General features: G+C 70.0%; 26 protein-coding genes and 1 tRNA gene. 15 read left to right on the forward strand and 12 right to left on the reverse strand.

Translation table 11 applies throughout. The annotated features are described in order from the left end of the window. Positions 1-203 precede the first annotated feature (203 nt). The 13 genes from ACZ4WS_RS17335 to ACZ4WS_RS17395 all read left to right on the forward strand — a co-directional run bounded on the left by ACZ4WS_RS17335 (position 204) and on the right by ACZ4WS_RS17395 (position 9,757). On the forward strand, positions 204-473 hold the full coding sequence (locus ACZ4WS_RS17335) for a DUF6284 family protein (RefSeq protein ID WP_467981210.1): 270 nt from the start codon (positions 204-206) through the stop codon (positions 471-473). Further along, positions 470-1,360 (forward strand): DUF2637 domain-containing protein, encoded by an 891-nt coding sequence (locus tag ACZ4WS_RS17340; RefSeq protein ID WP_467981211.1) that lies wholly within the window; start codon positions 470-472, stop codon positions 1,358-1,360. The genes ACZ4WS_RS17335 and ACZ4WS_RS17340 overlap by 4 nt, the downstream gene beginning before the upstream one ends. Next, positions 1,360-1,740, forward strand: coding sequence for an RRQRL motif-containing zinc-binding protein (locus ACZ4WS_RS17345; RefSeq protein ID WP_467981212.1), 381 nt, complete (start codon positions 1,360-1,362; stop codon positions 1,738-1,740). The genes ACZ4WS_RS17340 and ACZ4WS_RS17345 overlap by 1 nt, the downstream gene beginning before the upstream one ends. 29 nt (positions 1,741-1,769) lie before the next feature. Next, the gene (locus tag ACZ4WS_RS17350; protein ID WP_467981213.1) at positions 1,770-1,988 is read left to right on the forward strand and encodes a hypothetical protein; all 219 of its coding nucleotides are present in this window, start codon (positions 1,770-1,772) and stop codon (positions 1,986-1,988) included. A gap of 14 nt (positions 1,989-2,002) precedes the next feature. Continuing rightward, positions 2,003-2,320: a hypothetical protein gene (locus tag ACZ4WS_RS17355; RefSeq protein WP_467981215.1), complete on the forward strand. Its 318-nt coding sequence runs from the start codon at positions 2,003-2,005 to the stop codon at positions 2,318-2,320. Positions 2,321-2,394: 74 nt separating this feature from the next. Next, entirely contained in the window at positions 2,395-2,631 is a 237-nt protein-coding gene (locus tag ACZ4WS_RS17360) for a hypothetical protein (protein WP_467981216.1), read from the forward strand. A gap of 94 nt (positions 2,632-2,725) precedes the next feature. After that, positions 2,726-4,843, forward strand: coding sequence for an FtsK/SpoIIIE domain-containing protein (locus tag ACZ4WS_RS17365; RefSeq protein ID WP_467981218.1), 2,118 nt, complete (start codon positions 2,726-2,728; stop codon positions 4,841-4,843). A 204-nt stretch (positions 4,844-5,047) separates the two neighbouring features. Then, positions 5,048-5,512, forward strand: a complete 465-nt coding sequence (locus ACZ4WS_RS17370) for a hypothetical protein (protein WP_467981220.1) — start codon at positions 5,048-5,050, stop codon at positions 5,510-5,512. 87 nt (positions 5,513-5,599) lie between these two features. Then, positions 5,600-6,514: a bifunctional DNA primase/polymerase gene (locus ACZ4WS_RS17375; RefSeq protein WP_467981222.1), complete on the forward strand. Its 915-nt coding sequence runs from the start codon at positions 5,600-5,602 to the stop codon at positions 6,512-6,514. Next, positions 6,511-6,861: a hypothetical protein gene (locus ACZ4WS_RS17380; RefSeq protein WP_467981224.1), complete on the forward strand. Its 351-nt coding sequence runs from the start codon at positions 6,511-6,513 to the stop codon at positions 6,859-6,861. The genes ACZ4WS_RS17375 and ACZ4WS_RS17380 overlap by 4 nt, the downstream gene beginning before the upstream one ends. Further along, entirely contained in the window at positions 6,858-8,003 is a 1,146-nt protein-coding gene (locus tag ACZ4WS_RS17385; protein ID WP_467981226.1) for a DUF3631 domain-containing protein, read from the forward strand. Before ACZ4WS_RS17380 ends, ACZ4WS_RS17385 begins: the two co-directional genes overlap by 4 nt. A 183-nt stretch (positions 8,004-8,186) precedes the next feature. Beyond that, a complete protein-coding gene (locus ACZ4WS_RS17390; RefSeq protein WP_467981228.1) occupies positions 8,187-8,396 on the forward strand; it encodes a helix-turn-helix transcriptional regulator in 210 nt (69 codons plus the stop codon). After that, positions 8,393-9,757, forward strand: a complete 1,365-nt coding sequence (locus ACZ4WS_RS17395) for a tyrosine-type recombinase/integrase (protein WP_467981230.1) — start codon at positions 8,393-8,395, stop codon at positions 9,755-9,757. The genes ACZ4WS_RS17390 and ACZ4WS_RS17395 overlap by 4 nt, the downstream gene beginning before the upstream one ends. A gap of 153 nt (positions 9,758-9,910) precedes the next feature. Here ACZ4WS_RS17395 and ACZ4WS_RS17400 read toward each other — a convergent pair. Next, positions 9,911-9,992 (reverse strand) — tRNA-Tyr (locus ACZ4WS_RS17400). A gap of 202 nt (positions 9,993-10,194) precedes the next feature. Between ACZ4WS_RS17400 and ACZ4WS_RS17405 the strand changes: the two genes are divergently transcribed. Beyond that, positions 10,195-10,683, forward strand: coding sequence for a YajQ family cyclic di-GMP-binding protein (locus ACZ4WS_RS17405; RefSeq protein ID WP_028805132.1), 489 nt, complete (start codon positions 10,195-10,197; stop codon positions 10,681-10,683). 132 nt (positions 10,684-10,815) lie between these two features. On the opposite strand, the gene ACZ4WS_RS17410 is transcribed toward ACZ4WS_RS17405, so the two are convergent. Continuing rightward, positions 10,816-11,082: a GlsB/YeaQ/YmgE family stress response membrane protein gene (locus ACZ4WS_RS17410; protein ID WP_467981233.1), complete on the reverse strand. Its 267-nt coding sequence runs from the start codon at positions 11,080-11,082 to the stop codon at positions 10,816-10,818. A gap of 179 nt (positions 11,083-11,261) precedes the next feature. Between ACZ4WS_RS17410 and ACZ4WS_RS17415 the strand changes: the two genes are divergently transcribed. Then, a complete protein-coding gene (locus ACZ4WS_RS17415) occupies positions 11,262-12,506 on the forward strand; it encodes an APC family permease (RefSeq protein ID WP_467981235.1) in 1,245 nt (414 codons plus the stop codon). A gap of 65 nt (positions 12,507-12,571) precedes the next feature. Here the strand turns inward: ACZ4WS_RS17415 and ACZ4WS_RS17420 are convergent, their stop codons facing one another. The 10 genes from ACZ4WS_RS17420 to ACZ4WS_RS17465 all read right to left on the reverse strand — a co-directional run bounded on the left by ACZ4WS_RS17420 (position 12,572) and on the right by ACZ4WS_RS17465 (position 22,567). After that, positions 12,572-13,138 carry an SMI1/KNR4 family protein gene (locus ACZ4WS_RS17420; protein ID WP_467981237.1) on the reverse strand — a complete coding sequence of 189 codons (567 nt, stop codon included), beginning with the start codon at positions 13,136-13,138 and terminating at the stop codon, positions 12,572-12,574. A gap of 71 nt (positions 13,139-13,209) precedes the next feature. Further along, a complete protein-coding gene (locus ACZ4WS_RS17425; protein WP_467981239.1) occupies positions 13,210-14,355 on the reverse strand; it encodes a barstar family protein in 1,146 nt (381 codons plus the stop codon). Between the two features lie 15 nt (positions 14,356-14,370). Further along, entirely contained in the window at positions 14,371-14,763 is a 393-nt protein-coding gene (locus tag ACZ4WS_RS17430) for a YccF domain-containing protein (RefSeq protein WP_467981242.1), read from the reverse strand. Continuing rightward, entirely contained in the window at positions 14,760-15,623 is an 864-nt protein-coding gene (gene htpX / locus ACZ4WS_RS17435; protein WP_467981244.1) for a zinc metalloprotease HtpX, read from the reverse strand. Before htpX ends, ACZ4WS_RS17430 begins: the two co-directional genes overlap by 4 nt. 189 nt (positions 15,624-15,812) lie before the next feature. Beyond that, entirely contained in the window at positions 15,813-17,312 is a 1,500-nt protein-coding gene (locus ACZ4WS_RS17440) for an NADH-quinone oxidoreductase subunit N (protein WP_467981246.1), read from the reverse strand. Then, on the reverse strand, positions 17,309-18,886 hold the full coding sequence (locus ACZ4WS_RS17445) for an NADH-quinone oxidoreductase subunit M (RefSeq protein WP_467981248.1): 1,578 nt from the start codon (positions 18,884-18,886) through the stop codon (positions 17,309-17,311). The genes ACZ4WS_RS17440 and ACZ4WS_RS17445 overlap by 4 nt, the downstream gene beginning before the upstream one ends. Positions 18,887-18,892: 6 nt before the next feature. Next, the gene (locus ACZ4WS_RS17450; RefSeq protein ID WP_467981250.1) at positions 18,893-20,884 is read right to left on the reverse strand and encodes an NADH-quinone oxidoreductase subunit 5 family protein; all 1,992 of its coding nucleotides are present in this window, start codon (positions 20,882-20,884) and stop codon (positions 18,893-18,895) included. Next, complete coding sequence (gene nuoK / locus ACZ4WS_RS17455; RefSeq protein ID WP_467981252.1) at positions 20,881-21,252, reverse strand: NADH-quinone oxidoreductase subunit NuoK; 372 nt, start codon at positions 21,250-21,252, stop codon at positions 20,881-20,883. The genes ACZ4WS_RS17450 and nuoK overlap by 4 nt, the downstream gene beginning before the upstream one ends. Then, positions 21,252-21,941, reverse strand: a complete 690-nt coding sequence (locus ACZ4WS_RS17460) for an NADH-quinone oxidoreductase subunit J family protein (RefSeq protein WP_467981254.1) — start codon at positions 21,939-21,941, stop codon at positions 21,252-21,254. The genes nuoK and ACZ4WS_RS17460 overlap by 1 nt, the downstream gene beginning before the upstream one ends. Further along, a complete protein-coding gene (locus ACZ4WS_RS17465; RefSeq protein WP_467981256.1) occupies positions 21,938-22,567 on the reverse strand; it encodes a NuoI/complex I 23 kDa subunit family protein in 630 nt (209 codons plus the stop codon). Before ACZ4WS_RS17465 ends, ACZ4WS_RS17460 begins: the two co-directional genes overlap by 4 nt.

The raw sequence follows: 22,567 nt of genomic DNA on the forward strand, positions 1-22,567 counted from the left end.
CGTCGCGCCGGGAGTGGCGCCGCAGCGTCGCCGACGCTGCGGCCGGTTGCCTCCCTCGCCCGTCCGGCCGGCGCTTTCGTGCGGTGGTCGTACGGGCGGGGTGCGGGGAGCTGGCGCTTCCGGCTTCAACGGCGCGCGGCCCCGGTGCTCGAACACCGGGGCCGCTGTTCGGGCCGTTCACCCTGTGAGAGGAACACGACCCAATGAACCCCATCGTCACTGTTCAGGATGCTGTTACCGCGTTCGCCGACTTCATGGAGCCGACGGACGCGGAGCTGGACGCGATCGAGCAGGAGATGCCCGCGATCACGGCGGACATCGACCTGTTGGACGCGCAGATCATCACCTTGGACCGCACGCCGACGGAGATGGACGCGCGGCGTATCCGCCGGGCCCACCGTCGGGTGCTGGTCGCCCGCCGCGAGCTCGCCAACCGGTCCGCCGGCGCGAGCACGACGGGCGGTGCGGCATGAACCTTCACCGCAAAGGCAGGACCGCCCTGGTGCTGGCCCTGGTCGCGGTGGTCGCCATGGCGTTCCGGGTCTCGTGGAACGCGTTGCGGGACATCGCCAACGCGGTCGGCGCGGACAGCACGGCCGCGACGCTGTACCCGTTCGTGGTCGATGGCCTGATGGCCCTGGCCCTGGTCGCCACCCTCGTCCTCGCGGGGCGGGACCGGACGTTCGCGCTACGGGTGCTGGGCACCTACACGCTCGCCTCGCTGGTCCTCAACTACGTGCACGGCCTGGTCCCCAAGCTGCACGACGCTCAACTCGACTGGACACGCCTCGCCGACTGGGACCCCGCGAACTGGGCCCTGGTCCTGCTGGCGACGTCGCTTCCGGTCGGGTCGATTTACTTCGGTTCCGATCTGGTCGCCAAGGTCCTCCACCACCGCCCCGCCCCGATCCCGGCGCCGGACGCGAATGCGGAGGAATCCACCGAGATCACAAGGATTCGGTCTACGGCTGACCTCCCGGTATCGACCCCTGCGCCCGCCGTTTCCGTGCCGCTGCGGATGCCCGACCCGGTGACGGTCGACTTCCTGAAGTCGACTCAACTCCTCAAGCCGCTCCCGACTCCCGCGCTCGCTCCGGTCGCTGCGATCAAGCGCCGCCCGGTCGCTGCGGAGTCGACCCGACCGCGCCGCGCCACGGGACGCGTTCCCGAGGCGGCCCGATCGGCACAGCCGCGCCGGACGGCGGCTCAACTGCTCGATGAGGCCCGCACCGCGACGGCCGGTTGGCCGGACGCGCAGATCACGGCAGAGGGCATCCGCCGCACGGTCCGCACGTCACCGGCGAACGCCCGGATGCTGCGCGACACCTTGCTCACTGAGCGCGCCGCCCCGGCAGCGTGATGGGCGGCTCGTTCGGCAAGTGCTTCGACCCGAACGGCGCCCGCTACGGCCTCCCCACCTACCCGTGGCGCTACGCCCCCGACGGGTTTGCGACCCGCCGCCAACTCCGCGCCCGCGGGTTGCGGCCCGGAGGTCAGCCGATCGCGGCGCAGATCCTGCGCCCGCGTTACCGGCGCGGCCCGCTGGTCGCCTACCTCTACCGCCTCGACAAGGCCAAGCCCGTCCGGCCGATGACCCCGGGCAAGCGGGCCGCGCTCGCCAAGGCGATGCTCGCGCGCCGCACCTGCCCGCAGTGCCGCACGGACGCCGGATACGTCATCCCCGCCTCGCTCGGGACCTGCGTGACCTGCGCCTACCCCGACAACCAGCGCGCCGCCTGAACCCTCCCACCCTGCCTAGGAGTTCCGCTGTGACCAGCACCAACGCTGCTCCCCGCACCCTCACCTACGCGTGGCACGCCTGGGTAACCGTGCCCGGTCAGGGCCGCGCGTTCGCCCACGGCACCATCACCGTCCCGCTCGACTACTGCTGGAACCGCGTCACCCGCGAAGTCGGGTCCTGGCTCGGTGCGCAGGGCGTCACCGGCCGGCTCGCCGACATCTCCCTCCAGCTCACCCCGCAGGTCTGAAGGAGGGATTGACCATGGGCAAGCCCGACACCCGCCGCCTGGACCGCGCGATCCGTGAGACGAACCGCAAGCTCGAAGCGGTCCGCCAGGGCGAGCTGTGGCCGCTCACCGGCTCCGAACGCCGCGCGATGCTCGCCGCCCTCGCCGGCGGCACGTACCGGATCGCGCGCGGCAAGAGCACCACCCGCGCCGACAACCGCATCGAATCCGTGTCCAGCTCCGCCGAGACACGGCTGATCGCGGAAATCACCGCGTTGCAGATCGAGCGCCAGCGACTCATCACCGAAGCCGCCCAGGCCAAGGCCGCCAAGAAGTCCTCGGGTTGGTGGTGACCGTGGCGCCGGCGGCCCCTCGTTGTCCCGCTGCTCACCCCGAAGACCCCACGCCCTGCGTCGGACCGGTCGCGGTGACCGTGCTGGACGCCTTCAACGCCGGGGCCGACGGGTGCGAGCACCACGCCGCCCGTCTGTTGGCCTCTCTCGATGGTGGTCGCGTCTACGCACTGCCCGACGCCGCGGCCGGCGCCGCCGTCCGCACCTTCACCGCTGCCGACGGCATCCGCCCGTTCTGCTGGTTGGACGGCCCGCGCATCGACCCGTCCCAGCTCAGTTGCGCCGAAAACCGCGCCCGGCACAGCCACTGATCAGCGCGACCCCTCGCCCGCACCGCTGCCGGGCGGGGGTTGGCCCCCCTTCGCCTTCACCCCGGACACGGGGCAGTCAGGAGTGTCTCCCACCATGAGCGAGAACATCGTTCACCTGCACAAGAACACCGAACCGGCTCCCGAGCCGACCACCGCGACCACCCTTACCGTGGTCCCCGACCCGGCCCCGGCCGCGCCCGTTCCGTTGTGGGTGCGCTCGGGACGGGCGGTAAGGACCGTGGTCACGCACGAGACCACAAAGACGACCGCCCGCGCTGTCGCCCGCCACACCCTGTACGTGGCCGGCGGCGCGAAGATCGCAGCGAAGCGGACGTGGGACGGGCGGACCGCCTCCCGGTACGAGCGGATGTTCCGCGCGGCGGAAGCCGCGGGGAACCATGAGATGGCCTCGGAGTGGGAGGAGCGCGGGCAGCACTTCCGCGAGGCACGCCACCGTCGGCGCATGGACCTGCTGCACTCCCCGGTCGACGCGGCCAAGGGCGTTGCGGTCAGCACCGGCATGGGCATCGGTGCCCTGGTCGCCCTCGGGGTCGTGATGGCCATCGCGACGAAGGACGTCACCGACGTCGTCACCCCGCTGATGGCCACGGTCGACTTCATCAACCTGCTCATCACCATCGTTCAGGTGGTGTGGGGCCCCGCTCTCATGATCGGTCCGTTCCTCGCCCTGCTCGCCCTGTGGGCCATCGGCAGCAAGCAGCAAGCAGCACCGGCATGGGCCCTGCCCGCCAACGTCCGCAACAGCGAGGGCGAGCCGATCACCCCCTCGATCGTGGTCAAGGCCCTGCGCGACCTCGGAGTGCCCGCACTCCGCAACGCGATCAAGGAGATGGGGGACGCCGGCGCGTCGATGCTGGGACCGATCCGGATCGCCGGATGCGGCGTGGAAGTCGACGTCACCCTCCCGTCCGGGGTGGCGACGAACGAGGTGCAGGGCAAGCGCCGCAAGCTCGCCGAGAACCTGACCCGTCACGAGCACGAGGTGTTCATCACCATCCCGCAAGCGGCCCGCACGGTCCGGCTGTGGGTGGCCGACTCCGGGGCGCTGGACGAGCCGATCGGCCCGTCTCCGCTGGTCACAGACGAGACGATGACCGCCGACTACGCCAAGGGCCGCGCCCCCTGGGGACAGGACCTGCGCGGCGACGCTGCCGCATTGAGCGTCTACCAGCGCCACCTTCTGATCACGGGTCTGTCCAACCAGGGCAAGACCGCCGCCCTGCGCGCCCTCGCCCTGTGGCTCGCCCTGGACCGCACGGTCGAATTCCGGATCGCCGACCTCAAGGGCGCCGGCGACTGGGCCATGTTCGACGGGCTCGCCACCCTGCTGATCCAGGGGCCCACGGATGAGCACGTCATCGAAGCGACCGAGATGGTGGAAGGCCTGGTAGCCGAGATGGAACGCCGTCTCCAGGCGCCTCCCGGAACCGTGTTCCCGCCGCTGGTCGGCATCGTGGACGAAGCCCAGGTTGCTTTCATGTGCCCGGTCAAGGACGCCGACAAGAACCCCTACGGCGGATCCAAGGCAACCTCCCGGTACTTCATGGCCGTCCGCAAGGTCCACAACCAGGGCCGCGCGGTCAACGTGACGCTGTGGGAGGGCACCCAGGACCCGACCGACCAGAACCTCCCCAAGCTGGTCCGCGAGGGCGCCCACACCCGCGCCTCCCTGGTCCTCGGCACCGAGTCCCAGGCCAAGATGGCGCTCGGTGACAAGGCCGTGGAAGGCGGCGCCGCCCCGCACCTGCTGCGCCAAGGCCTGGACAAGGGAACCCTGGTCGTCGCGAGCGACGGGATCGCCATTCCCGCCGGGCAAGCGTCCATCACGGTCCGCACGCACTACATCGACGACGACGAAGCGGTCGCCATCGCCGATCGTGCCAAGGCCCTGCGGGACGGAGTCACCACCCTGCACGTCATCGAGTGCGGCGCAGAGCGTGACCCGCTCGCCGACATCGCCGCCGTCCTCGGCGACAAGCCGCGACTCAAGACACAGGACGTCCTCAAGCGGCTCGCCACGCTGAACGAGGACGCCTACGGCGGCTGGTCGTTCCTGGACCTCAAGCGCGTGCTGGAGGACGCCGGCGCGGAGCCGTACAAGTCCGACGGACGCATGGTCGTCGGCCGCGACCGCGTCGCCCGCGCCCTCGCCAACCGCGATGGAGACGGTTCCGCTTCCGCCGACGGATGACAGGGAGCCGACCCCCGACGGGTCAGGGAGGCAGGGAGAACTCCCTGACCCCCTCCCTGACCCGCCTCCCTGGCCCTGACCTGTACTGATGATCCATCAGGGAGTCAGGGAGGCGCCCCAGGTCAGACCCCCGAAACCCCCTCCACAGCCCACCCCTAAGGCGGTGGTTCCGCCTCCCTGACCGTGCTCCGGAAGGGATTCCGTATGTACCCCGACCACCCCACCCACAGCCACCCCGTGACCGCCGTGGAAGTCCACCAGCCCACGCCGATCGTCCCCGCCGTCGTGACGCCGGCGCCCCTCGTGCCCATGCAGCCCGGCAGTGTCCCGGCCGTGGCGAGCATCGTTCTTCCGGACGGGCGGGTCGTCACCGGCTACGCGATCAACCCCGTCCAGCCCGAACCGGTCGCGGTCAAGCCGCCCGTCTCCCGCGCGGCCGTGAACATCGCGCTGGGAGGTATCGGGTTCGGTGCGGTGTGCGGCGGTCTGCTGCTGCTGACGACGTTCATCGCCGCACTCACCGCGCTCATCACCCAACTGATCACCCTGGCCGCCGTCATCTTCGGCGGATGGATCGCCGTACAGATCTTCTCCGCGAGCGGCCCCAAGAGCGGGACCACGGTCAACATCCGCAAGGCCGTGATCAAGCGCAACCACTTCCACAGCTAGCTACGCCAAGGGCGGTCCCCGTCTCGCCAAAGTCCGGGACCGCCCTTGCCAACCAGTCCGCAACAGACCTGTTGGAGGTCACCCAGCATGACGCAACCCACCGACATTCGGCGAGAGGCCTTACTCGCCGCAGCCCTCACCGCCGCGGAACGCGGCTGGCACGTCTTCCCGCTCCGCCCCGGCATCAAGCTGCCCGCCCTGCACGGGGAGCGGACATGCACCGGCACGGGCCCGTGCGCGGGAGGGCACCGGAAGTGGGAGCAGCGCGCCACGACCGACCCCGACCGCATCCACGCCACCTGGTCGCACGGACCGTTCAACGTCGGCATCGCCACCGGCCCCTCCGGGCTGCTGGTCGTCGATCTGGACACGCCGGAGCACAAGGGCAGTTCGGACGCGCCTGACGGCGCGGCGACCTTCGCGGCGCTCTGCGAGCGCGCCGGGCACGCCGTCCCCGACACCTACCGTGTGCGGACCGCGAGCGGTGGAACACACCTGTACTTCAACACGCCGCCCGGCGTCCGGATGACCAACACCCAAGGCACGGTTGCCGATTCGGTCGACACCCGCGCCTGGGGCGGATACGTGGTCGCCGCCGGAAGCACCACCCCGGCAGGAGCGTACGAGCCGCTGTGCGGCCCTGAGACGGCCTGTCTGCCCTCGTGGCTCCAAAGCATCCTGCAACCGGCCCCCAAGCGCCCTCAGGCTCCTTCTGTGGACGTAGCGGGGCAATCCAGCCGATACGCGGACGTAGCGCTCGCTGCTGAGACGCGGAACGTCGCTGCGGCTCAAGTCGGCGAGCGGGAAGCGAAGTTGTTCCGTGCCGCACGCGCCCTGGGACGGTTCGTCGCGTGGGGCGACCTCCCCCGGCACGTGGTGGAGCAGGCTCTTCAGGAAGGGGGCGAGGCGGCTGGACTGTCCGCGTCCGAGTGCCGCTCCACTCTGCGCAGCGCGCTCGACTGGTCCATCGCCCACAACCAGCGCCGCCGGGATGCGGCATGAGCACCCACCGCCATCTCCCCCTGAAGAGCATCAGCACCCCTGACGGTCCGCGCGCCGCCGCACAGCCTGTGGACACAACGACCGTGGGCGACCCGAAGGGCGTCGCCGAAGGCGTCCCCATCGCTGTTCCCCCTGACCCGCACCCGGGCGACGGCCGCTACCTCGTCGCGTGGCTCACCATCTGCGCCCCGCGCGGCACCATCCCGACCGCGACCTCCAAGTGCCTGTGCGGCAGGGACCGCAGCGCGGTCGGCAAGCCTCGCGTACTGGCCCTGATCACCGACCACGAAGCACACCGCGACACCTGCCCGCTCCGCACCACCCAGGAAGGGAGGACCGCCGCATGACCGACGTCATCGACGGGGCCGCGCTGCTCAACGAGGTGGAAGCCTTCCACCGCCGCTTCAACGTCTTCCCCACCGAAGCCGCGTACGTCGCCGTGGCGCTCTGGGACGCACACGCCCACCTGCTCGACTGCTTCGACTCCACCCCGCGGCTCGCCTTCCTGTCCCCGGAGCCGGGGTCGGGGAAGTCACGGGCGCTGGAGATCGTGGAAACCCTCGTTCCCCAGCCCATGACGGCCGTCAACGCATCCGCCGCCGCCCTGTTCCGGTCCGTGTCCAGCGCGAACGGACGGCCCACGATCCTGTTCGACGAAATCGACACGATCTTTGGCCCCAAGGCAGGCGACAACGAGGAGCTACGCGGCTTCCTGAACGCTGGTCACCGCCGTACTGGGGTCACCTACCGGTGCATTGGCGACGGCGGCAACCAGACCGTTCAGGCATTCCCCTCGTATTGCGGGGTCGCCGTCGCCGGACTCGGTGCACTACCGGACACGATCATGACCCGCTCCATCATCATCCGCATGCGCCGACGGGCACGCAACGAACGCATCGAAGCCTTCCGCGCCCGCATCCACGAAGCCGAGGGGCACAGGCTGCGTGACCAGCTCGCCCAATGGGCCGAACACGCCCGTGGATTCGTCATGGGCGCGTGGCCCGACATGCCCGACGGCGTCACCGACCGCCCGGCGGACGTATGGGAACCCCTGCTCGCCATCGCCGACGCGGCCGGCGGAGAGTGGCCCTGGCGGGCGCGTGAGGCATGCGTGACGCTGGTGACCGCGTCCAAGGCCAACGACAAAGGCAGCCTCGGGGTCCGGCTGCTGACCGACCTGCGCGACCACGTCTTGGTCGGCATCGACCGTCTGCCCACCGTCGCCATCCTCGACCGGCTCAACGCCCTCGATGACGCCCCCTGGGCCGACCTGCACGGCAAGCCGCTCGACAACCGGCGGCTGTCGAAGATGCTCGCGGAGTACATGACGGCCGACAACGAGCCCATCGCATCCCGGAACATCAAGACCGCAGGGAGCGTCCTCAAGGGCTACTACGCCGCTGATCTGTGGGACGCGTGGGCCCGCTACTGCCCCCCACCCCCGGAAAGTCCGCTACCTCCGCTACCGGGCACGGAAAACGTGGCCTGACCAGCAACAACGAGGTAGCGGGAACCGGCCTGGGTTGCCGCTACCTCGCCGCTACCGCTACCCCTTCCCGCTACCTCGAACAGGCCTCTGACCTGCGTCGTAGCGGCGGTAGCGGAGGTAGCGGACTTCAGAGAAGGGGCCCAAGAGCCCCCGTCCCCTCCTTCTGCTCCAAGGAGTCCCCGGATGACCACGGCTGCCCGCCGGCGCCGCTCCCCCGTAGACGAGTGGCTGCCGCTGACCGACGTACTCGAAGAACTCAACATCACCCGCGCCACCTGGTACCGCTGGCGCAATCGCGGACTCGGTCCCGAGGCGAAGCTCACGCCGACCGGTCGCGTGCGTGTGCGCCGCAGTGCCCTGGACGCCTTCCTCGAAGAACTGGACGCCGCGTGACTGAGTGGAGCTACACCGTAAAGATCTGGGCTATCCGCAAGCGCGACTACCGGAAGCCCTACCAACTCCGCTGGAAAGTGGGCACGCGCCCGCACTCGGAGTCGTTCCTCACGTCGGGCCTGGCGGAGAGTCGTCGGGCCCAGCTCATCACCGCGGCCCGCGAGGGCGAGCCGTTCGACGTGGACAGCGGACTACCGAAGTCCCTGGTCGCCAAGGAGCGGGACATCTCGTGGTACGAGCACGCCCGGAACTACATCGAGATGAAATGGGATGACTCCCCCGCCTCGACACGGCGGACGCTGGCCGAAGCCATGGCGACCGTGACGCCCACGCTGGTGAAGGACACCAAGGGCATGCCGGACGCCAGGGTCGTACGTACCGCCCTCTATAGCTGGGCATTCAACAAGAACCGTTGGGTGGAAGACACCCCGGACGACGTCGCAAAGGCGCTGGACTGGTTCAAGCGAAAGTCTCTGCCCACCTCCGCTCTCTCCGACCGCGTGCTCGTACGGAGTACCCTCACCGCCCTTTCCAAGAAGCTGGACGGCAAGACCGCGGCGGCAGGAACGATTCGGAGGAAGCGAGCAATCTTCCACAACTCCCTGGAGTACGCGGTGGAGGCTGATCTCCTCACCGAGAACCCGCTCACCCGCCTCAAGTGGAAAGCGCCAGAGCAAGTAGAAGAGGAGTTGGACCCGGCCTGTGTGCCGGACCCCGAGCAAGCCGCCAAGCTCTTGGCCGCCGTGCGGGACCAGAGCCCCCGTGGGCGCCGTCTGATCGCGTTCTTCGGCTGCATGTACTACGCCGCGGCGCGGCCGGCGGAAGTCATCGGGCTACGGCTCCAGGACTGCGACCTACCGCGCCGTGGGTGGGGCATGCTGCGGCTCAGGGAGACACGGCCCCGGTCGGGCTCAGCTTGGACGGACAACGGTGAGGCACACGACAGGCGAGGGTTGAAGCATCGCTCGCGGAAGGCGGTCCGACCAGTCCCGATCCCGCCTGAGCTGGTCGCCCTGCTGCGGTGGCACGTCACCGCGTACGGCACGGCGCCCGACGGCCGACTGTTCCAGACCCAGCGCGGTGGGCTGATCCAGGACACCGGTTACGGCGAAGTCTGGGCCGAAGCCCGATCGCGCGCCCTGACACCCGCGCAGCAGGAATCCCCGCTGGCCAAGCGACCGTATGACCTTCGTCATACGGCGGTCTCCACGTGGCTCAGCTCTGGCGTGGAACCTCAGCTCGTGGCCAAGCGCGCCGGCCACAGCGTCGCCGTCCTCTTCCGGGTCTACGCCAAGTTCCTCAGCGACGGAGATGAGGCCGCCAACGCCAAGATCTCCGCCCGCCTAGGGAAGCCCACCTGAGGCGCCAGAAATCCCGTCCACGGCCCGTCCACGCACTCCGAGACAGGGCGTTCGAATGCGAGACAACGCGAGACAGTACGTCCCTCAGCGGAACGCATGACAAAGGCCCCGTGACCTGCGTAGAGGGCAGGTCACGGGGCCTTTGTTCCCGTGTGGCGGCGCCAGGATTCGAACCTGGGAAGGCTGAGCCGGCAGATTTACAGTCTGCTCCCTTTGGCCGCTCGGGCACACCGCCGGGGTTGCTGCCGTGAGGACCGCTTTTCTGCGGCGCTCCGTGGCAACGACGTAAACGATACCCGATGCTCGGGGGTGCTTCGCCACCCGATTGATCTGCGCTCGGAGGCGAGGGGGTGGCTAGGCTTATGCGGATGCGGCCGGGGACCTACGCCGGGCTCGACGGCCGCCCCTACGCACCCCGATACAAGGAGCCACAGGACATGGCCGACTCCAGTTTCGACATCGTCTCGAAGGTCGAGCGGCAGGAGGTCGACAACGCCCTCAACCAGGCCGCCAAGGAGATCTCCCAGCGCTACGACTTCAAGAACGTCGGGGCCTCCATCTCCTGGTCCGGCGAGAAGATCCTCATGGAGGCGAACTCCGAGGAGCGGGTCAAGGCCATCCTCGATGTGTTCGAGACCAAGCTGATCAAGCGCGGCATCTCGCTGAAGGCGCTGGACGCCGGTGAGCCCCAGCTCTCCGGCAAGGAGTACAAGATCTTCGCCTCGATCGAGGAGGGCATCTCCCAGGAGAACGCGAAGAAGGTGGCGAAGATCATTCGCGACGAGGGTCCGAAGGGCGTGAAGGCCCAGGTGCAGGGCGACGAGCTGCGCGTCAGCTCGAAGAGCCGTGACGACCTGCAGGCCGTTCAGGCGCTGCTCAAGGGCAAGGACTTCGACTTCGCGCTGCAGTTCGTGAACTACCGGTAGCCGTCGCTGCGTCCGTCGGCGGTACACCTGGCGGCAGTCGGCAGTGGTCGGTTCGTTGCGCGTACGAAGAAGGGTGGGCACCCGGGGTGCCCACCCTTCTCGCCTGCTGGCTGCGGTCTCGGGGGGACGCGCTCAGCGGCGCGAGTCGCCGAACAGGATGCGGTAGATGACCAACAGGACGAGCGAACCGCCGATCGCGGCGGCCCAGGTGGCGCCGTCGTAGAACTGCTTGGTGATGGGGTGGTCCAGCCAACGGGCCGATATCCAGCCGCCGATGAACGCGCCAGTGATGCCGATGACGGTCGTACCGATGAAGCTGCCCGGGTCGCGGCCCGGCAGCAGGAATTTGGCGATGGCTCCGGCCAGCAGCCCCAGAATGATCCAGCTGATGATGCCCATGCCCTGAACCTGCCCTTTCGTGCTGTGCCTGCACTGTCCCGGCCCCGTGATTTCCCTCGGGCCGGGCTGTGCTTGTGTTCGTCTCGCCCACTGCGGGTCGCGCGCGTGTCAGTGGCGTGTTGATGAACAGGACGTCACCGCGGCGCCCGCCGGTTGCACCGATCAGTAGGGTGCGGCACATGACACAGGCCGGTTCCGAATTGCGGCGCACCCTGGGCGTCGGGGACGCCGTGATCATCGGCCTCGGCTCGATGGTCGGCGCCGGGATCTTCGCGGCCCTGGGCCCCGCGGCACGGGCGGCCGGGTCCGGGCTGCTGCTCGGACTCGCGGTCGCGGCCGTGGTCGCCTACTGCAACGCGATGGCCTCGGCACGGCTGGCGGCCCTGTATCCGGCCTCCGGCGGCACGTATGTGTACGGGCGCGAGCGGCTCGGGGCCTTCTGGGGGTACCTGGCGGGCTGGTCGTTCGTCGTCGGCAAGACGGCCTCCTGTGCGGCGATGGCGCTCACCGTGGGCGCGTACGTCTGGCCGGGACAGGCGCACGCGGTGGCGGTCGCGGCCGTCGTGGCCCTGACCGCGGTGAACTACGGCGGCGTACAGAAGTCGGCCTGGCTGACGCGGGTGATCGTGGCGGTGGTCCTCGCGGTTCTCGCTTCCGTGGTGGTCGTGTGCCTCGGCTCGGACGCCTCCGATGCCGGGCGGCTGGATGTAGGGGTCTCCGAGGGCGTGGGCGGGGTGCTTCAGGCCGCCGGACTGCTGTTCTTCGCGTTCGCCGGGTACGCGCGCATCGCGACGCTCGGTGAGGAGGTACGGGATCCGGCGCGCACCATCCCCCGCGCGATCCCGTTGGCTCTGGGCATCGCGCTCGTGGTGTACGCGGCGGTCTCGGTGGCTGTCCTTTCCGTGCTGGGGTCGGGTGGGCTCGGGCATGCCGCGGCACCGCTGGCCGACGCGGTGCGGGCGGCCGGTGCACCGGGGCTTGTGCCGGTGGTGCGGGTGGGTGCCGCGGTGGCCGCGCTCGGCTCGCTCCTCGCCCTGATCCTGGGCGTGTCACGGACGACGCTGGCCATGGCCCGCGACCGTCATCTCCCGGGCGCCCTGGCCGCCGTACATCCGCGCTTCCAGGTGCCGCATCGGGCCGAGCTGGCCGTGGGCGCGGTGGTGGCCGCGCTGGCCGCGACGGTGGATGTGCGGGGCGCGATCGGATTCTCCTCCTTCGGTGTGCTGGCGTACTACGCAGTGGCCAACGCGTCTGCCTGGACGCTCAGTTCGGCTCCGGCATCGCGGGTCCTGCCGGTGGTGGGGCTGGTCGGGTGCGTGGTCCTGGCGTTCGCGCTGCCGGGGGTCTCGGTGGTCGTGGGAGCGGCTGTGCTGGGCGTGGGCGCGGCGGCGTACGGCGTACGACGGTGGGCGGCTTCGCGGTAGCCGCGGACGCGGGGTGGGGGCGCGCCCATGGATAGCAGGACGCCGCCGTGTAGCAGGACGGTTGGCTACGAGGCCTGCGCCGCCGCCGTGCGTATGCGGAAGTCGGCCCAAGGGGCCAAGTCCGTGCCGTCGTTGGACTCCTCGTACCAGCCGGAGCCCTCCAGCCAGGTGTGCAGCCAGGCCTCGAGGTCGGGCGCGTCCACGTACCACGCGTGGTCGGCCTCGTCGGCGTTCGGCTCGAAGAGCAGGACCGTGCCCTTGAGGCTGCGGCAGTCCACGCACGCGTACATCCCGCAGCCCCAGTGGGATATCGGCAGGACGCCCTCGGGCCAGGGCCAGTCCGGGTCCTTGCGGCCGCTCTCGCGGTGGGCGAGATACTGGGTGACGGCGGCAGGTTCGCCGGACAGGGGACTGTCGAGCAGGGGTAACAAGCCGTATTCCGGACCGAATCCGCCGTCCCCTATCCGCAGGTAGAGCGCTACGAGCAGTGGCGGCAGGGCGAAGCCCAGGGTGGCCTCGGCGCGGGTGACCGCGGCCGCGTCCACGGGCGCGGGGAGCGAAGGCCAGCCCCACGGGCGGGTGTTGCGGGCCTCCGTACCGACCCTTGCCAGCAACTGCTCGATTTCGGTCATGGATTCATGATGCAGCGCGCCACTGACAATCGGGCGAGCCTGTGGATAACCGCCAGGCGGTGGGAAAACGGTCAGGCCAGGCGGACGTCGATGCGCTCTTCGGCGAGGAAGGCGAGGAGTTCCTCGAAGGTCGGGGGCCTGCCGTTGCGGTGCGGTGTCACGCCGAGGCAGGTGCGCGCGACCTCGGCGTCGTGCCACACCAGGGTGAAGGGCGGTTCGGCGCCGAACCCACCGGTCAGGTAGTCGTCGACCGTGTCGCGGTCGTGGCCGTAGTAACCACCCGGGCCGTTCACCGCCTCGCCGAGCGCACAGTAGAAGGCGGCCCCGTCGGTGATGTGCCGGCCATCGAGGTGATAGGTGGCTCCGGGCGCCGTATGGGGGTCCCAGGCGCTCCGCAGGTCCTCCTCCCTAGCCCTGTTCAACCAGAGTTCGCGGCCCTGCGGGCTGCAGCGCGCCCAGGCATTGGGGTCGGTCGGGCGTCCGCACCACCACAGGTCCCAGACTTCGCGGGCAGCGCGCGGCAGACGCTGCGACCAGGGGTCGAGCGTGAGGTCGACGAGGCCACGGCCGTGCGCCGAGGGGATCCACGCCGTGATCTCCGCCTCCAGAACGGTGGCGATCGTCCAGCCCATCCGATCGAGGCGCGACACCCTGGCGTGGCCGAGTTCCTCTTCGCCCGCCTCCAGCGCGTCGCGCAGAGCTCCCCGTGGGGAACAGCCGAGTAGTCGGACGGGCGGCTCGGCAGGTACGAAGACATCCTGCGGGACGGCCGCCCAGTCCTCGCATCGGCCCCGGGCTTCACCGTCCGAGCCGACCAGGAGGAACCCCCGGGCCGGGCCTGGGGGTTCGGGCGGGCCGGCGGGGAGCTCCGCCGCCTCTACGGTGACGTCCAGCAGCCCCGGGGCATCAGGCAAGCGGGGGCGGGCGCCCACGATTCGTACGTGCTCCAGGCGCCAGGCGTTCTCGGGCCGGTCTTGGGGTCCTCCGAGCGGGCGCAGGGTGAGGTCACCGAGTGGTGCTGAACCTTCGGCCCGCGCCCGCTCGACAGCGGTGGCCGCTTCACCCTCCGGCGTGCAGCCCAGCAGTTCGTAGCGCGTGCGCGCGGGAGGACGCCGATCGGCGAACATGTCGTCGGAGGCGTCCCTGCACAGAGCCCAGATCGGCTCCCCCGCGCTCGTGGAGCTGTACGCCTCCACCGCGTACTTCGGATGCTGCACCCCCGCCCCGCGGCGCTAGCGCGACGCGAACGGCTGGTCCGTGCGGACGATTTCGCGCCCCAGGGGGAGCAGCGAGACCGGGATGAGCTTGAAGTTGGCGATGCCGAACGGGATGCCGATGATCGTGATGCACAGGGCGATGCCCGTGACGATGTGGGCGAGGGCGAGCCACCAGCCCGCGAGGACCAGCCACAGCACGTTACCGATACAGGACGGCGCGCCCGCGTCGCGGCGCTCCACCGTCGTATAGCCGAAGGGCCACAGGGCGTAGACGCCGATGCGGAAGGCGGCGATGCCGAAGGGGATACCGATGATGGTGATGCACAGCAGCGCGCCCGCGACCAGGTAGCCGAGGAACAGCCAGAAGCCGCTCAGGACGAGCCAAATGACGTTCAGGATTGTCTTCACTGGTGGCGACCTGCCATCTTCTCGAGCCGGGCGATGCGCTCCGCCATGGGCGGATGCGTAGAGAACATCTTCGACATTCCCTGTCCGGGGCGGAAGGGATTCGCGATCATCATGTGGCTGGCGGTCTCAATGCGCGGCTCGGGCGGCAGCGGCAGCTGCTTGGTGCCCGCGTCGAGCTTGCGCAGCGCGCTCGCGAGGGCAAGGGGGTCGCCGGTGAGCTGGGCGCCGGACGCATCCGCCTCGTACTCCCTGGAGCGGCTGATGGCGAGCTGGATGAGGGACGCGGCGAGCGGTCCCAGGATCATGATCAGCAGCATGCCCAGGATGCCGGGCCCGTCGTCGTCGTTCGAACGGCCCACCGGGATCAGCCAGGCGAAGTTGACCAGGAACATGATCACGGAGGCGAGGGCGCCTGCGACGGACGAGATCAGGATGTCGCGGTTGTAGACATGACTGAGCTCGTGCCCGATGACGCCGCGCAGCTCGCGCTCGTCCAGGATGCGCAGGATTCCTTCGGTGCAGCACACGGCCGCGTTGCGCGGGTTGCGGCCCGTCGCGAACGCGTTCGGCGCTTCCGTCGGTGAGATGTACAGGCGCGGCATGGGCTGGCGGGCCTGGGTGGAGAGCTCGCGGACCATGCGGTACAGGGCCGGGGCCTCGAATTCGCTCACCGGGCGGGCGCGCATCGCGCGTAGAGCCAGTTTGTCGCTGTTCCAGTACGCGTACGCGTTCGTCCCGATCGCGATGAACAGCGCGATGATGAGGCCGGTACGCCCGAAGAAACTGCCGATGACGATGATGAGTGCGGACAGTCCCCCGAGGAGTACGGCGGTCCTGAGCCCGTTGTGCCGGCGGTGCACGGTACGCCCTCCAAGTGGTGCGGCAGGGGAACCCTTTGCTTGCTGATGCTCTGCTTCCACTCTTCAGTGGACCCTCCCGTACTGGTCAACGCCAGACGGGGAGCACTAGTTCCCTTGTGCGCGCACCGGCGGGCGTGGGCCGTCCGGGTGATGGCGGACGGCATTCCACGCGCGCGTGCCCCACGAATGTCAGAACAGGCCGGTGGCCGAGAAGCGCAGGACCAGCTGGGGCGCCCCGGAGAGAGCGACGCCCAGGACCGCCGTCAGGGCGATCGCCGCCGTGAGCGGGGCCGGGACGCGGTGCTTCCCGGACTCGCCCTCGGGGGCCCGGAACAGCAGCGTCGTCCACTGGAGGTAGTAGAAGAGCGCGATCACGACATTGACGGCCATGATCACGGCCAGCCAGCCGAGTCCCGCGTCGACGGCCGCCGAGAAGACGGTGACCTTGGCGAAGAGGCCGATGATGCCCGGCGGCAGTCCGGCGAGGCAGAGCAGGAAGAAGCCGAGGATCAGCGCGGACAGGGGGCTGGCCGCGTACAGGCCGCGGTAGTCGCTGATGCGGTTCAGGGGGCTCCTGCGGGCGACGAGGGCGGCCACCGCGAAGGCGCCGAGGTTCACCACGGCGTACATCAGGGCGTACGCCACCGTGGAGCCGATGGCCTTCTCGGCGTCCTTGGAGTACGCGGCGGCCGCGATCGGCACCAGGAGGTAGCCGGCCTGGCCGACGGAGGACCAGGCGAGCAGCCGTACCGCGCTGTACGCGCGCGTGGCCTGCTGCCGCAGGGCGCCGACGTTGCCGACCGTCATGGTGAGGGCGGCCAGCCCGGCGAGCGCCGGGCCCCAGACGTCCGCGTACGACGGGAAGGCGACGACGGTGACGAGGATCAGCCCGGAGAAGCCGACCGCCTTGCCGACGACCGACAAGTAGGCGGCGATCGGCAAAGGCGCCCCGACGTAGGTGTCGGGCACCCAGAAGTGGAAGGGCACGGCGGCCGTCTTGAAGGCGAAGCCGACGAGCGTGAGGACGACGCCCGTTTGGGCGAGCGTGTGGAACTGTCCGTCGACGTGCTGGATCTTGTCCGCGATCTGGGTGAGGTAGAGGGTGCCGGTCGTGGCGTAGACGAAGCTGACGCCCATCAGGCTCACGGCGGTCGCGGTGACGGAGGACAGGAAGAACTTCAGCGCCGCTTCGGAGGACTTCTTGTCACCGCGCTTGATGCCGACGAGCGCGAAGGCGGGCAGCGAGGCGACTTCCAGGGCGACGATGAGGGTCGCGAGGTCGCGGGAGGCGGGCAGCAGAGCGGCGCCCGCGGCCGAGGAGAGCAGCAGGAACCAGAACTCCCCTTCGGGGAGTTCCCTGTTGGCGTCCTTGAGGGCCGTGACCGACAGCAGGGCCGCCAGGAGCGCGCCGCCGAGGACCAGGAACTGGATGACGAGGGTGAACCGGTCCGCCGTATAGCTGCACACGTCCGCGTTGCCGGTCAGGCAGAAGGTGGCACGGTCGCCATCCAGGAGGGGCAGCAACATCAGCGCGGACGCGGCGAGTCCCACGACCGACACCCAGCCGAGCACCGCCTTCTTCGCGTCGCCGATGAAGAGGTCGGCGACGAGCACGACGAGTCCGACGACCGCGGCGAGAGTGGGCGGCGCGATCGCGAGCCAGTCGACGGACTGGACCAGGGAGCTCATCGGGTGCCTCCTGCGAGGAGCTGCTGAACGGCCGGGTCGGTCAGGCCGAGGAGGGCCTTGGGCCACAGGCCCGCGACGATGGTGAGGGCGACGAGCGGCGTCCAGGCCGCGAACTCGTAGCTCTGGACATCGGCGAGCTTCGGGGCGTCCTGCTGCGGGGCGGCGCCCATGCAGACGCGGCGGACGACGACGAGCATGTACGCGGCGGTGAGCAGCGTGCCGAAGGCGGCGATCGACATGAATGTCAGATACGCGGGGCGGCTGAGGTCGGCGGCCGGTTTGAACGCGCCGAACAGCGCCAGCATTTCGCCCCAGAACCCGGCGAGGCCCGGCAGCCCGAGCGAAGCGACGGCGCCGAAGGCGAGAAGGCCGCCGAGGCGCGGGGCCTTGCCGTAGAGCGCGGCGCCGCTCTCCTCGGCGAGCGTGTCGAGGTCGGTCGTGCCCGTGCGGTCCTTCAACGCCCCGACGAGGAAGAACAGCAGACCGGTGATCAGGCCGTGGGCGATATTCGCGAACAGCGCGCCGTTCACGCCGGTCGGGGTCATGGTCGCGATGCCGAGCAGCACGAAGCCCATGTGGCCGACGGACGAGTACGCGATGAGCCGTTTGAGATCGCCCTTCGCGCCCTGCTTGGCGAGGGCCAGGCAGGCCAGGGATCCGTAGATGATCCCGACGACGGCGAAGGCGGCGAGGTAGGGCGCGAAGGTGCGCATACCGTCGGGTGCGATCGGCAGCAGAATTCGAACGAATCCGTACGTACCCATCTTCAGCAGCACACCGGCCAGCAGCACCGAGCCGACGGTGGGCGCGGCGGTGTGGGCGTCCGGCAGCCAGCTGTGCAGCGGCCACATCGGCGTCTTGACCGCGAGCCCGATTCCGATCGCCAAAACAGCGATGACCTGCACAGATGTGGTCAGCGACCGGCCGTTGTCAGTGGCGAGTGCCACCATGTCGAATGTGCCCGCCTTGATTCCGATCAGGAGCAGGCCCAGCAGCATCACGACCGAACCGAGCAGCGTGAAGAGGATGAACTTCCAGGCAGCCGCCTGGCGTTCCGCACCGCCCCACCGGGCGATGAGGAAGTACATCGGGATGAGCACCATCTCGAACGCGAGGAAGAACAGCAGCAGATCGAGGACGGCGAAGGTCGCGAGAGTGCCCGACTCGAGGACGAGGACGAGTGCGACGAATGCCTTCGGGGTCGGTCCCGCGGGCATCTTGAAGTAGCTGTACAGCGCGCAGAGGAAGGTCAGCAGCGCGGTCAGGACCAGAAGGGGGAGGGAAATGCCGTCGATGCCGAGGTGGATCCGCACGTCGAGTGCGGGGATCCAGCTGATGTCCGTCGTGGCCTGCATCTGCGACGGGTGGTCGTGGTCGAAGCCGAGCGCGAGGACGATCGCGGCGATGAGCACCGCGCCGGTGACGGTCACGCCGTGCCGCAGCACGGCCTGCTCGGGCGACTTCCCCTTCAGCCCGGGTGGGGCCGGCAGGAGAGCGGCGGCGGCCCCGATGAGCGGGCCGACGACGATGAATGCCAGAAGGATCTGCATCACGGATTCACTGATATCGATCACGCCTGCTCACGCTCCCGTGGCGACGAGGAGGGCGGCGACCACCAGGACGACGGTGCCGGCGAGCAGCGCGCTCACATAGGTCTGCACATTGCCGGTCTGCGCGCGCCGTACGGCGGCGCCGAGCCAGCGGGGTAGGGCGCCCGCGCCGCGTACGTAGGTGTCGACGACCTCGCGGTCGAGGAACCGTACGAGTGCGGCTCCGGCCTGGACCGGGCGGACGAAGAGCACCGAGTACACGGCGTCGAGGTGGAAGCCGACGGCCGCGTGGCGGTGCAGCGGGCCGAGCAGCAGTCGGCCCGGGTCCGCCGGGTCGGACGCGGAAGCCACATCTCCGAAGGTCGGCGCGTGCATCGCGATCGCCTCGGCCTCGACGGTTCCGGCGTCGGCATCGGGGTGGGCCACGACCGCACCCAGGGGTACGCGCGTGGCCATCACGGTGGTGTGCCGCCAGGCGCCGTAGGTGACGAGTCCGCCGACGAGGGCGAGCCCCGTACCGAGGACGGAGGTGGTGAGGACCGGTGTCAGGTCACGGCCGTCGAACCAGTGGGGCAGCGGACCGTACGCCAGCCCGAAGGCCAGCGACGGTACGGCGAGCACCCACAGCACCACGGTCATGGTGAGCGGCTGCCTGCCGTGGTCGGGGGCCTCGACGCCGCGGCCGCGGAAGGCCAGCAGCCACAGGCGGGTGGCGTACGCGGCGGTGAGTACGGCCGTGATCAGGCCGGCGACGAAGACGATCCAGCCCGCGGCGACGGGGGCGTGCTCGGTGTGACCGGTGGCGACGTGCTCGGCGGCGCCGAGCACGGCCTCCTTGGAGAAGAAGCCGCTGAACGGCGGGATCGCGGCGAGCGCGAGCAGCGCCACGGTCATCGTCCAGTAGGCGTCGGGGACGCGGGCGCGCAGGTCCTTCATACGGGACATGACGGCCAGCGAGTTGGTGCCGGAGGCGTGGATGATCACGCCCGCGGCGAGGAACAGCAGCGCCTTGAAGGCGCCGTGGGACAGGAGGTGGAAGACGGCGGCACCGCGGTCGCCGACGGCGAGGGCGCCGGCCATGTAGCCGAGCTGGCCGATGGTCGAGTACGCGAGGACACGCTTGATGTCGTCCTGGGCGAGTGCGGCGAGCGCCGAGCCCGCCATCGTGACGGCGGCCATGACGGCGAGGACGAGCATCGCGGCCGAAGAGGCCTGGAAGACGGGGAGGAGCCGGGCGATGAAGTAGATACCGGCGGCGACCATCGTCGCGGCGTGGATCAGCGCGGAGACGGGTGTGGGGCCCGCCATCGCGTCGGGGAGCCAGGTGTGCAGCGGGAACAGTGCCGACTTGCCCGCCACGCCGGCGAGGAGCAGCAGGGCGATCAGCGTCGGGTGGTGCAGTCCGCCGCTCGCGACGGTGCCGAGGACCGTGGTGATGCGGAAGGACCCGGCGTCGGTGGCGAGCGCGAACAGGCCGATGAGGAAGGGGACGTCGCCGAGCTTGGTGACCAGGAAGGCCTTGATCGAGGCGGCGCGGGCCTCGGGGGTCTCCCAGTAGTGGCCGACCAGGAAGTACGAGCAGATGCCCATGATCTCCCAGCCGACCAGGAGCACGATCAGGTCGCCGGAGTAGACGACGAGCAGCATCGCGGAGGTGAAGAGGGAGACGAGAGCGGCGTACGAGGGGTAGCGCGGGTCGTCGCGCAGGTAGCCGGTCGAGTAGATCTGCACGCAGGAGGCGACGACGCCGACCAGGACGGCGACGAGGGCGGCGAAGCCGTCGATGTGCAGGGCGAGTTCGATCGGGACCGAGCCGGTGGGGGTGAGCTCTGTGTGGGCGTCGATGGCCTGGTCGCCGCCCTGGCGTACGGCGACCAGTACGGCGAGGACGAGCGACGCGAGGGGCGGCAGGACGGCGAGGGGGCGGACGAAGCCGGGGGCCGTGCGGCCGAGGAGGAGTCCGGCCGCGGCGCCCAGGAACGGAAGGAGGGGGACGAGGACGGCGAGGGTGGTCGTGGTCACGCGGTGGCCTCAGCCTTCTCGTCTGCCGTGACGGTGGCTTCGGGGCCGTGCGGCTCGGCGCTGTCGCGGAGCTTGTCGATGTCCGAGGTGCCGCGGCCCCGGTAGACGGCGAGGACGATCGCCAGGCCGATGCCGATCTCGGCGGCGGCGATGGCGATGGTGAACAGGGTCAGCGCCTGGCCGGAGTGGAGCGTGTCGCGGGCGGTCTTGGAGAGCCAGATGTCGAAGGCGACGAGGTTCAGGTTGACGGCGTTGAGCATCAGCTCGACGGACATCAGGACCAGGATCGCGTTGCGGCGCGCGAGGACTCCGTACAGGCCCGTGCAGAAGAGGAGGGCGGAGAGCACGGCGGGATAGGCGAGGTGCATCAGCGGGTCCCTCCCTTGTCGCTCCGGCCGCTCCGGCCGCTCGGGACGGTCCGGCCGCTCCTGGTGCTCGGGACGGTTCCGCCGGCGGGGACGCTCGTGGTGGCCGCCGCGTCCGCCTTCGCCTTGCGGGAGAGGACGATCGCGCCGACCAGCGCGGCGAGGAGGAGAACGGAGAGCGCTTCGAAGGGGAGCACCCAGTTCTGGAAGAGGCTCGCTCCGGTGACCTCGGTGGAGCCGGCGGCGGCGCCGTCCAGATCCATCCAGGTCGTGCGGAAGGCGTCGACGACGACCCAGACCAGGGCGGCGGCCGCGGCGACGGCCACGGTCAGGGCGGCCCAGCGGTTGCCGGAGTCGGCGTCCGGGGAGCGGCCGATGGGGGCCTTGGTGAGCATCAGACCGAAGAGGAGGAGTACGACGACGGAGCCGACATAGATGAGGACCTGCACCCAGGCGATGAACTCGGCCGTGAGCAGGAGGTATTCGACGGCGAGGCCACCGAGCGTCGCCACCAGCCACAGTGCGGCGTGCACCAGCTGCTTGGTGGTGACGGTGACGATCGCGGCGCCGAAGGTGACCAGGCCGACGAGGAGGAAGGCGACCTCGACGCCGGTCGGGGAGAGGAAGCCGTGGCTTTCGGCGGCGGTGGTCGTGGCACGCGTCGCGACGGCCGTGGCTGCTGCGAGGCTCACGACTCGCCCTCCTTCGGATCGGAGGGCTCCGACGTGCCCGGGGCCGGGGGTTCACCCTGCTCGGGGGCCTGGGCGGAAGTCCGGGGTTCGGCCTGGGCTGCCTGCGCCGCGGCGAGCTTCTCGGCGGTCTTGCGGGCGGCGGTGAGCTCCTTGGGTTCCTCGGCGGCGGGGTCGAGGGCGGGCGGGGCCGGGACCGTCCACATCCACTCGCGGAGCTTGTCGCGTTCGTGGGTGAGTTCGTGGATGTCGGTCTCGGCGTACTCGAACTCCGGGGACCAGAACAGGGCGTCGAAAGGACAGACCTCGATGCAGATACCGCAGTACATGCACAGGGCGAAGTCGATGGCGAAGCGGTCGAGGACGTTGCGGCTGCGCTCGCGGCCGCCGGGGGCGGCGGGCGGGACGGTCTCCTTGTGGGAGTCGATGTAGATGCACCAGTCCGGGCACTCGCGGGCGCACAGCATGCAGACCGTGCAGTTCTCCTCGAAGAGGCCGATGACGCCGCGGGTGCGGGGCGGGAGTTCGGGCTGGGCGTCCGGGTACTGCGCGGTGACGGTCTTCTTCGTCATCGTGCGGAGGGTGACGGCCAGGCCCTTGGCAAGGCCGGAGCCAGGAATGGGGGCCAT

The sequence above is a fragment of the Streptomyces sp. NPDC029292 genome (genome assembly GCF_055569295.1).

Excerpts from the sequence above, each read along its gene's own strand:
- ACZ4WS_RS17465 (WP_467981256.1), bottom strand. The coding sequence starts at position 22,567 with ATGGCCCCCATTCCTGGCTCCGGCCTTGCCAAGGGCCTGGCCGTCACC.
- ACZ4WS_RS17335 (WP_467981210.1), top strand. The coding sequence starts at position 204 with ATGAACCCCATCGTCACTGTTCAGGATGCTGTTACCGCGTTCGCCGAC.
- ACZ4WS_RS17370 (WP_467981220.1), top strand. The coding sequence starts at position 5,048 with ATGTACCCCGACCACCCCACCCACAGCCACCCCGTGACCGCCGTGGAA.
- ACZ4WS_RS17405 (WP_028805132.1), top strand. The coding sequence starts at position 10,195 with ATGGCCGACTCCAGTTTCGACATCGTCTCGAAGGTCGAGCGGCAGGAG.
- ACZ4WS_RS17385 (WP_467981226.1), top strand. The coding sequence starts at position 6,858 with ATGACCGACGTCATCGACGGGGCCGCGCTGCTCAACGAGGTGGAAGCC.
- ACZ4WS_RS17410 (WP_467981233.1), bottom strand. The coding sequence starts at position 11,082 with ATGGGCATCATCAGCTGGATCATTCTGGGGCTGCTGGCCGGAGCCATC.
- ACZ4WS_RS17415 (WP_467981235.1), top strand. The coding sequence starts at position 11,262 with ATGACACAGGCCGGTTCCGAATTGCGGCGCACCCTGGGCGTCGGGGAC.
- ACZ4WS_RS17345 (WP_467981212.1), top strand. The coding sequence starts at position 1,360 with ATGGGCGGCTCGTTCGGCAAGTGCTTCGACCCGAACGGCGCCCGCTAC.
- ACZ4WS_RS17340 (WP_467981211.1), top strand. The coding sequence starts at position 470 with ATGAACCTTCACCGCAAAGGCAGGACCGCCCTGGTGCTGGCCCTGGTC.
- ACZ4WS_RS17380 (WP_467981224.1), top strand. The coding sequence starts at position 6,511 with ATGAGCACCCACCGCCATCTCCCCCTGAAGAGCATCAGCACCCCTGAC.
- ACZ4WS_RS17365 (WP_467981218.1), top strand. The coding sequence starts at position 2,726 with ATGAGCGAGAACATCGTTCACCTGCACAAGAACACCGAACCGGCTCCC.
- ACZ4WS_RS17390 (WP_467981228.1), top strand. The coding sequence starts at position 8,187 with ATGACCACGGCTGCCCGCCGGCGCCGCTCCCCCGTAGACGAGTGGCTG.
- ACZ4WS_RS17440 (WP_467981246.1), bottom strand. The coding sequence starts at position 17,312 with ATGAGCTCCCTGGTCCAGTCCGTCGACTGGCTCGCGATCGCGCCGCCC.
- ACZ4WS_RS17420 (WP_467981237.1), bottom strand. The coding sequence starts at position 13,138 with ATGACCGAAATCGAGCAGTTGCTGGCAAGGGTCGGTACGGAGGCCCGC.
- ACZ4WS_RS17355 (WP_467981215.1), top strand. The coding sequence starts at position 2,003 with ATGGGCAAGCCCGACACCCGCCGCCTGGACCGCGCGATCCGTGAGACG.
- ACZ4WS_RS17375 (WP_467981222.1), top strand. The coding sequence starts at position 5,600 with ATGACGCAACCCACCGACATTCGGCGAGAGGCCTTACTCGCCGCAGCC.
- nuoK (WP_467981252.1), bottom strand. The coding sequence starts at position 21,252 with ATGCACCTCGCCTATCCCGCCGTGCTCTCCGCCCTCCTCTTCTGCACG.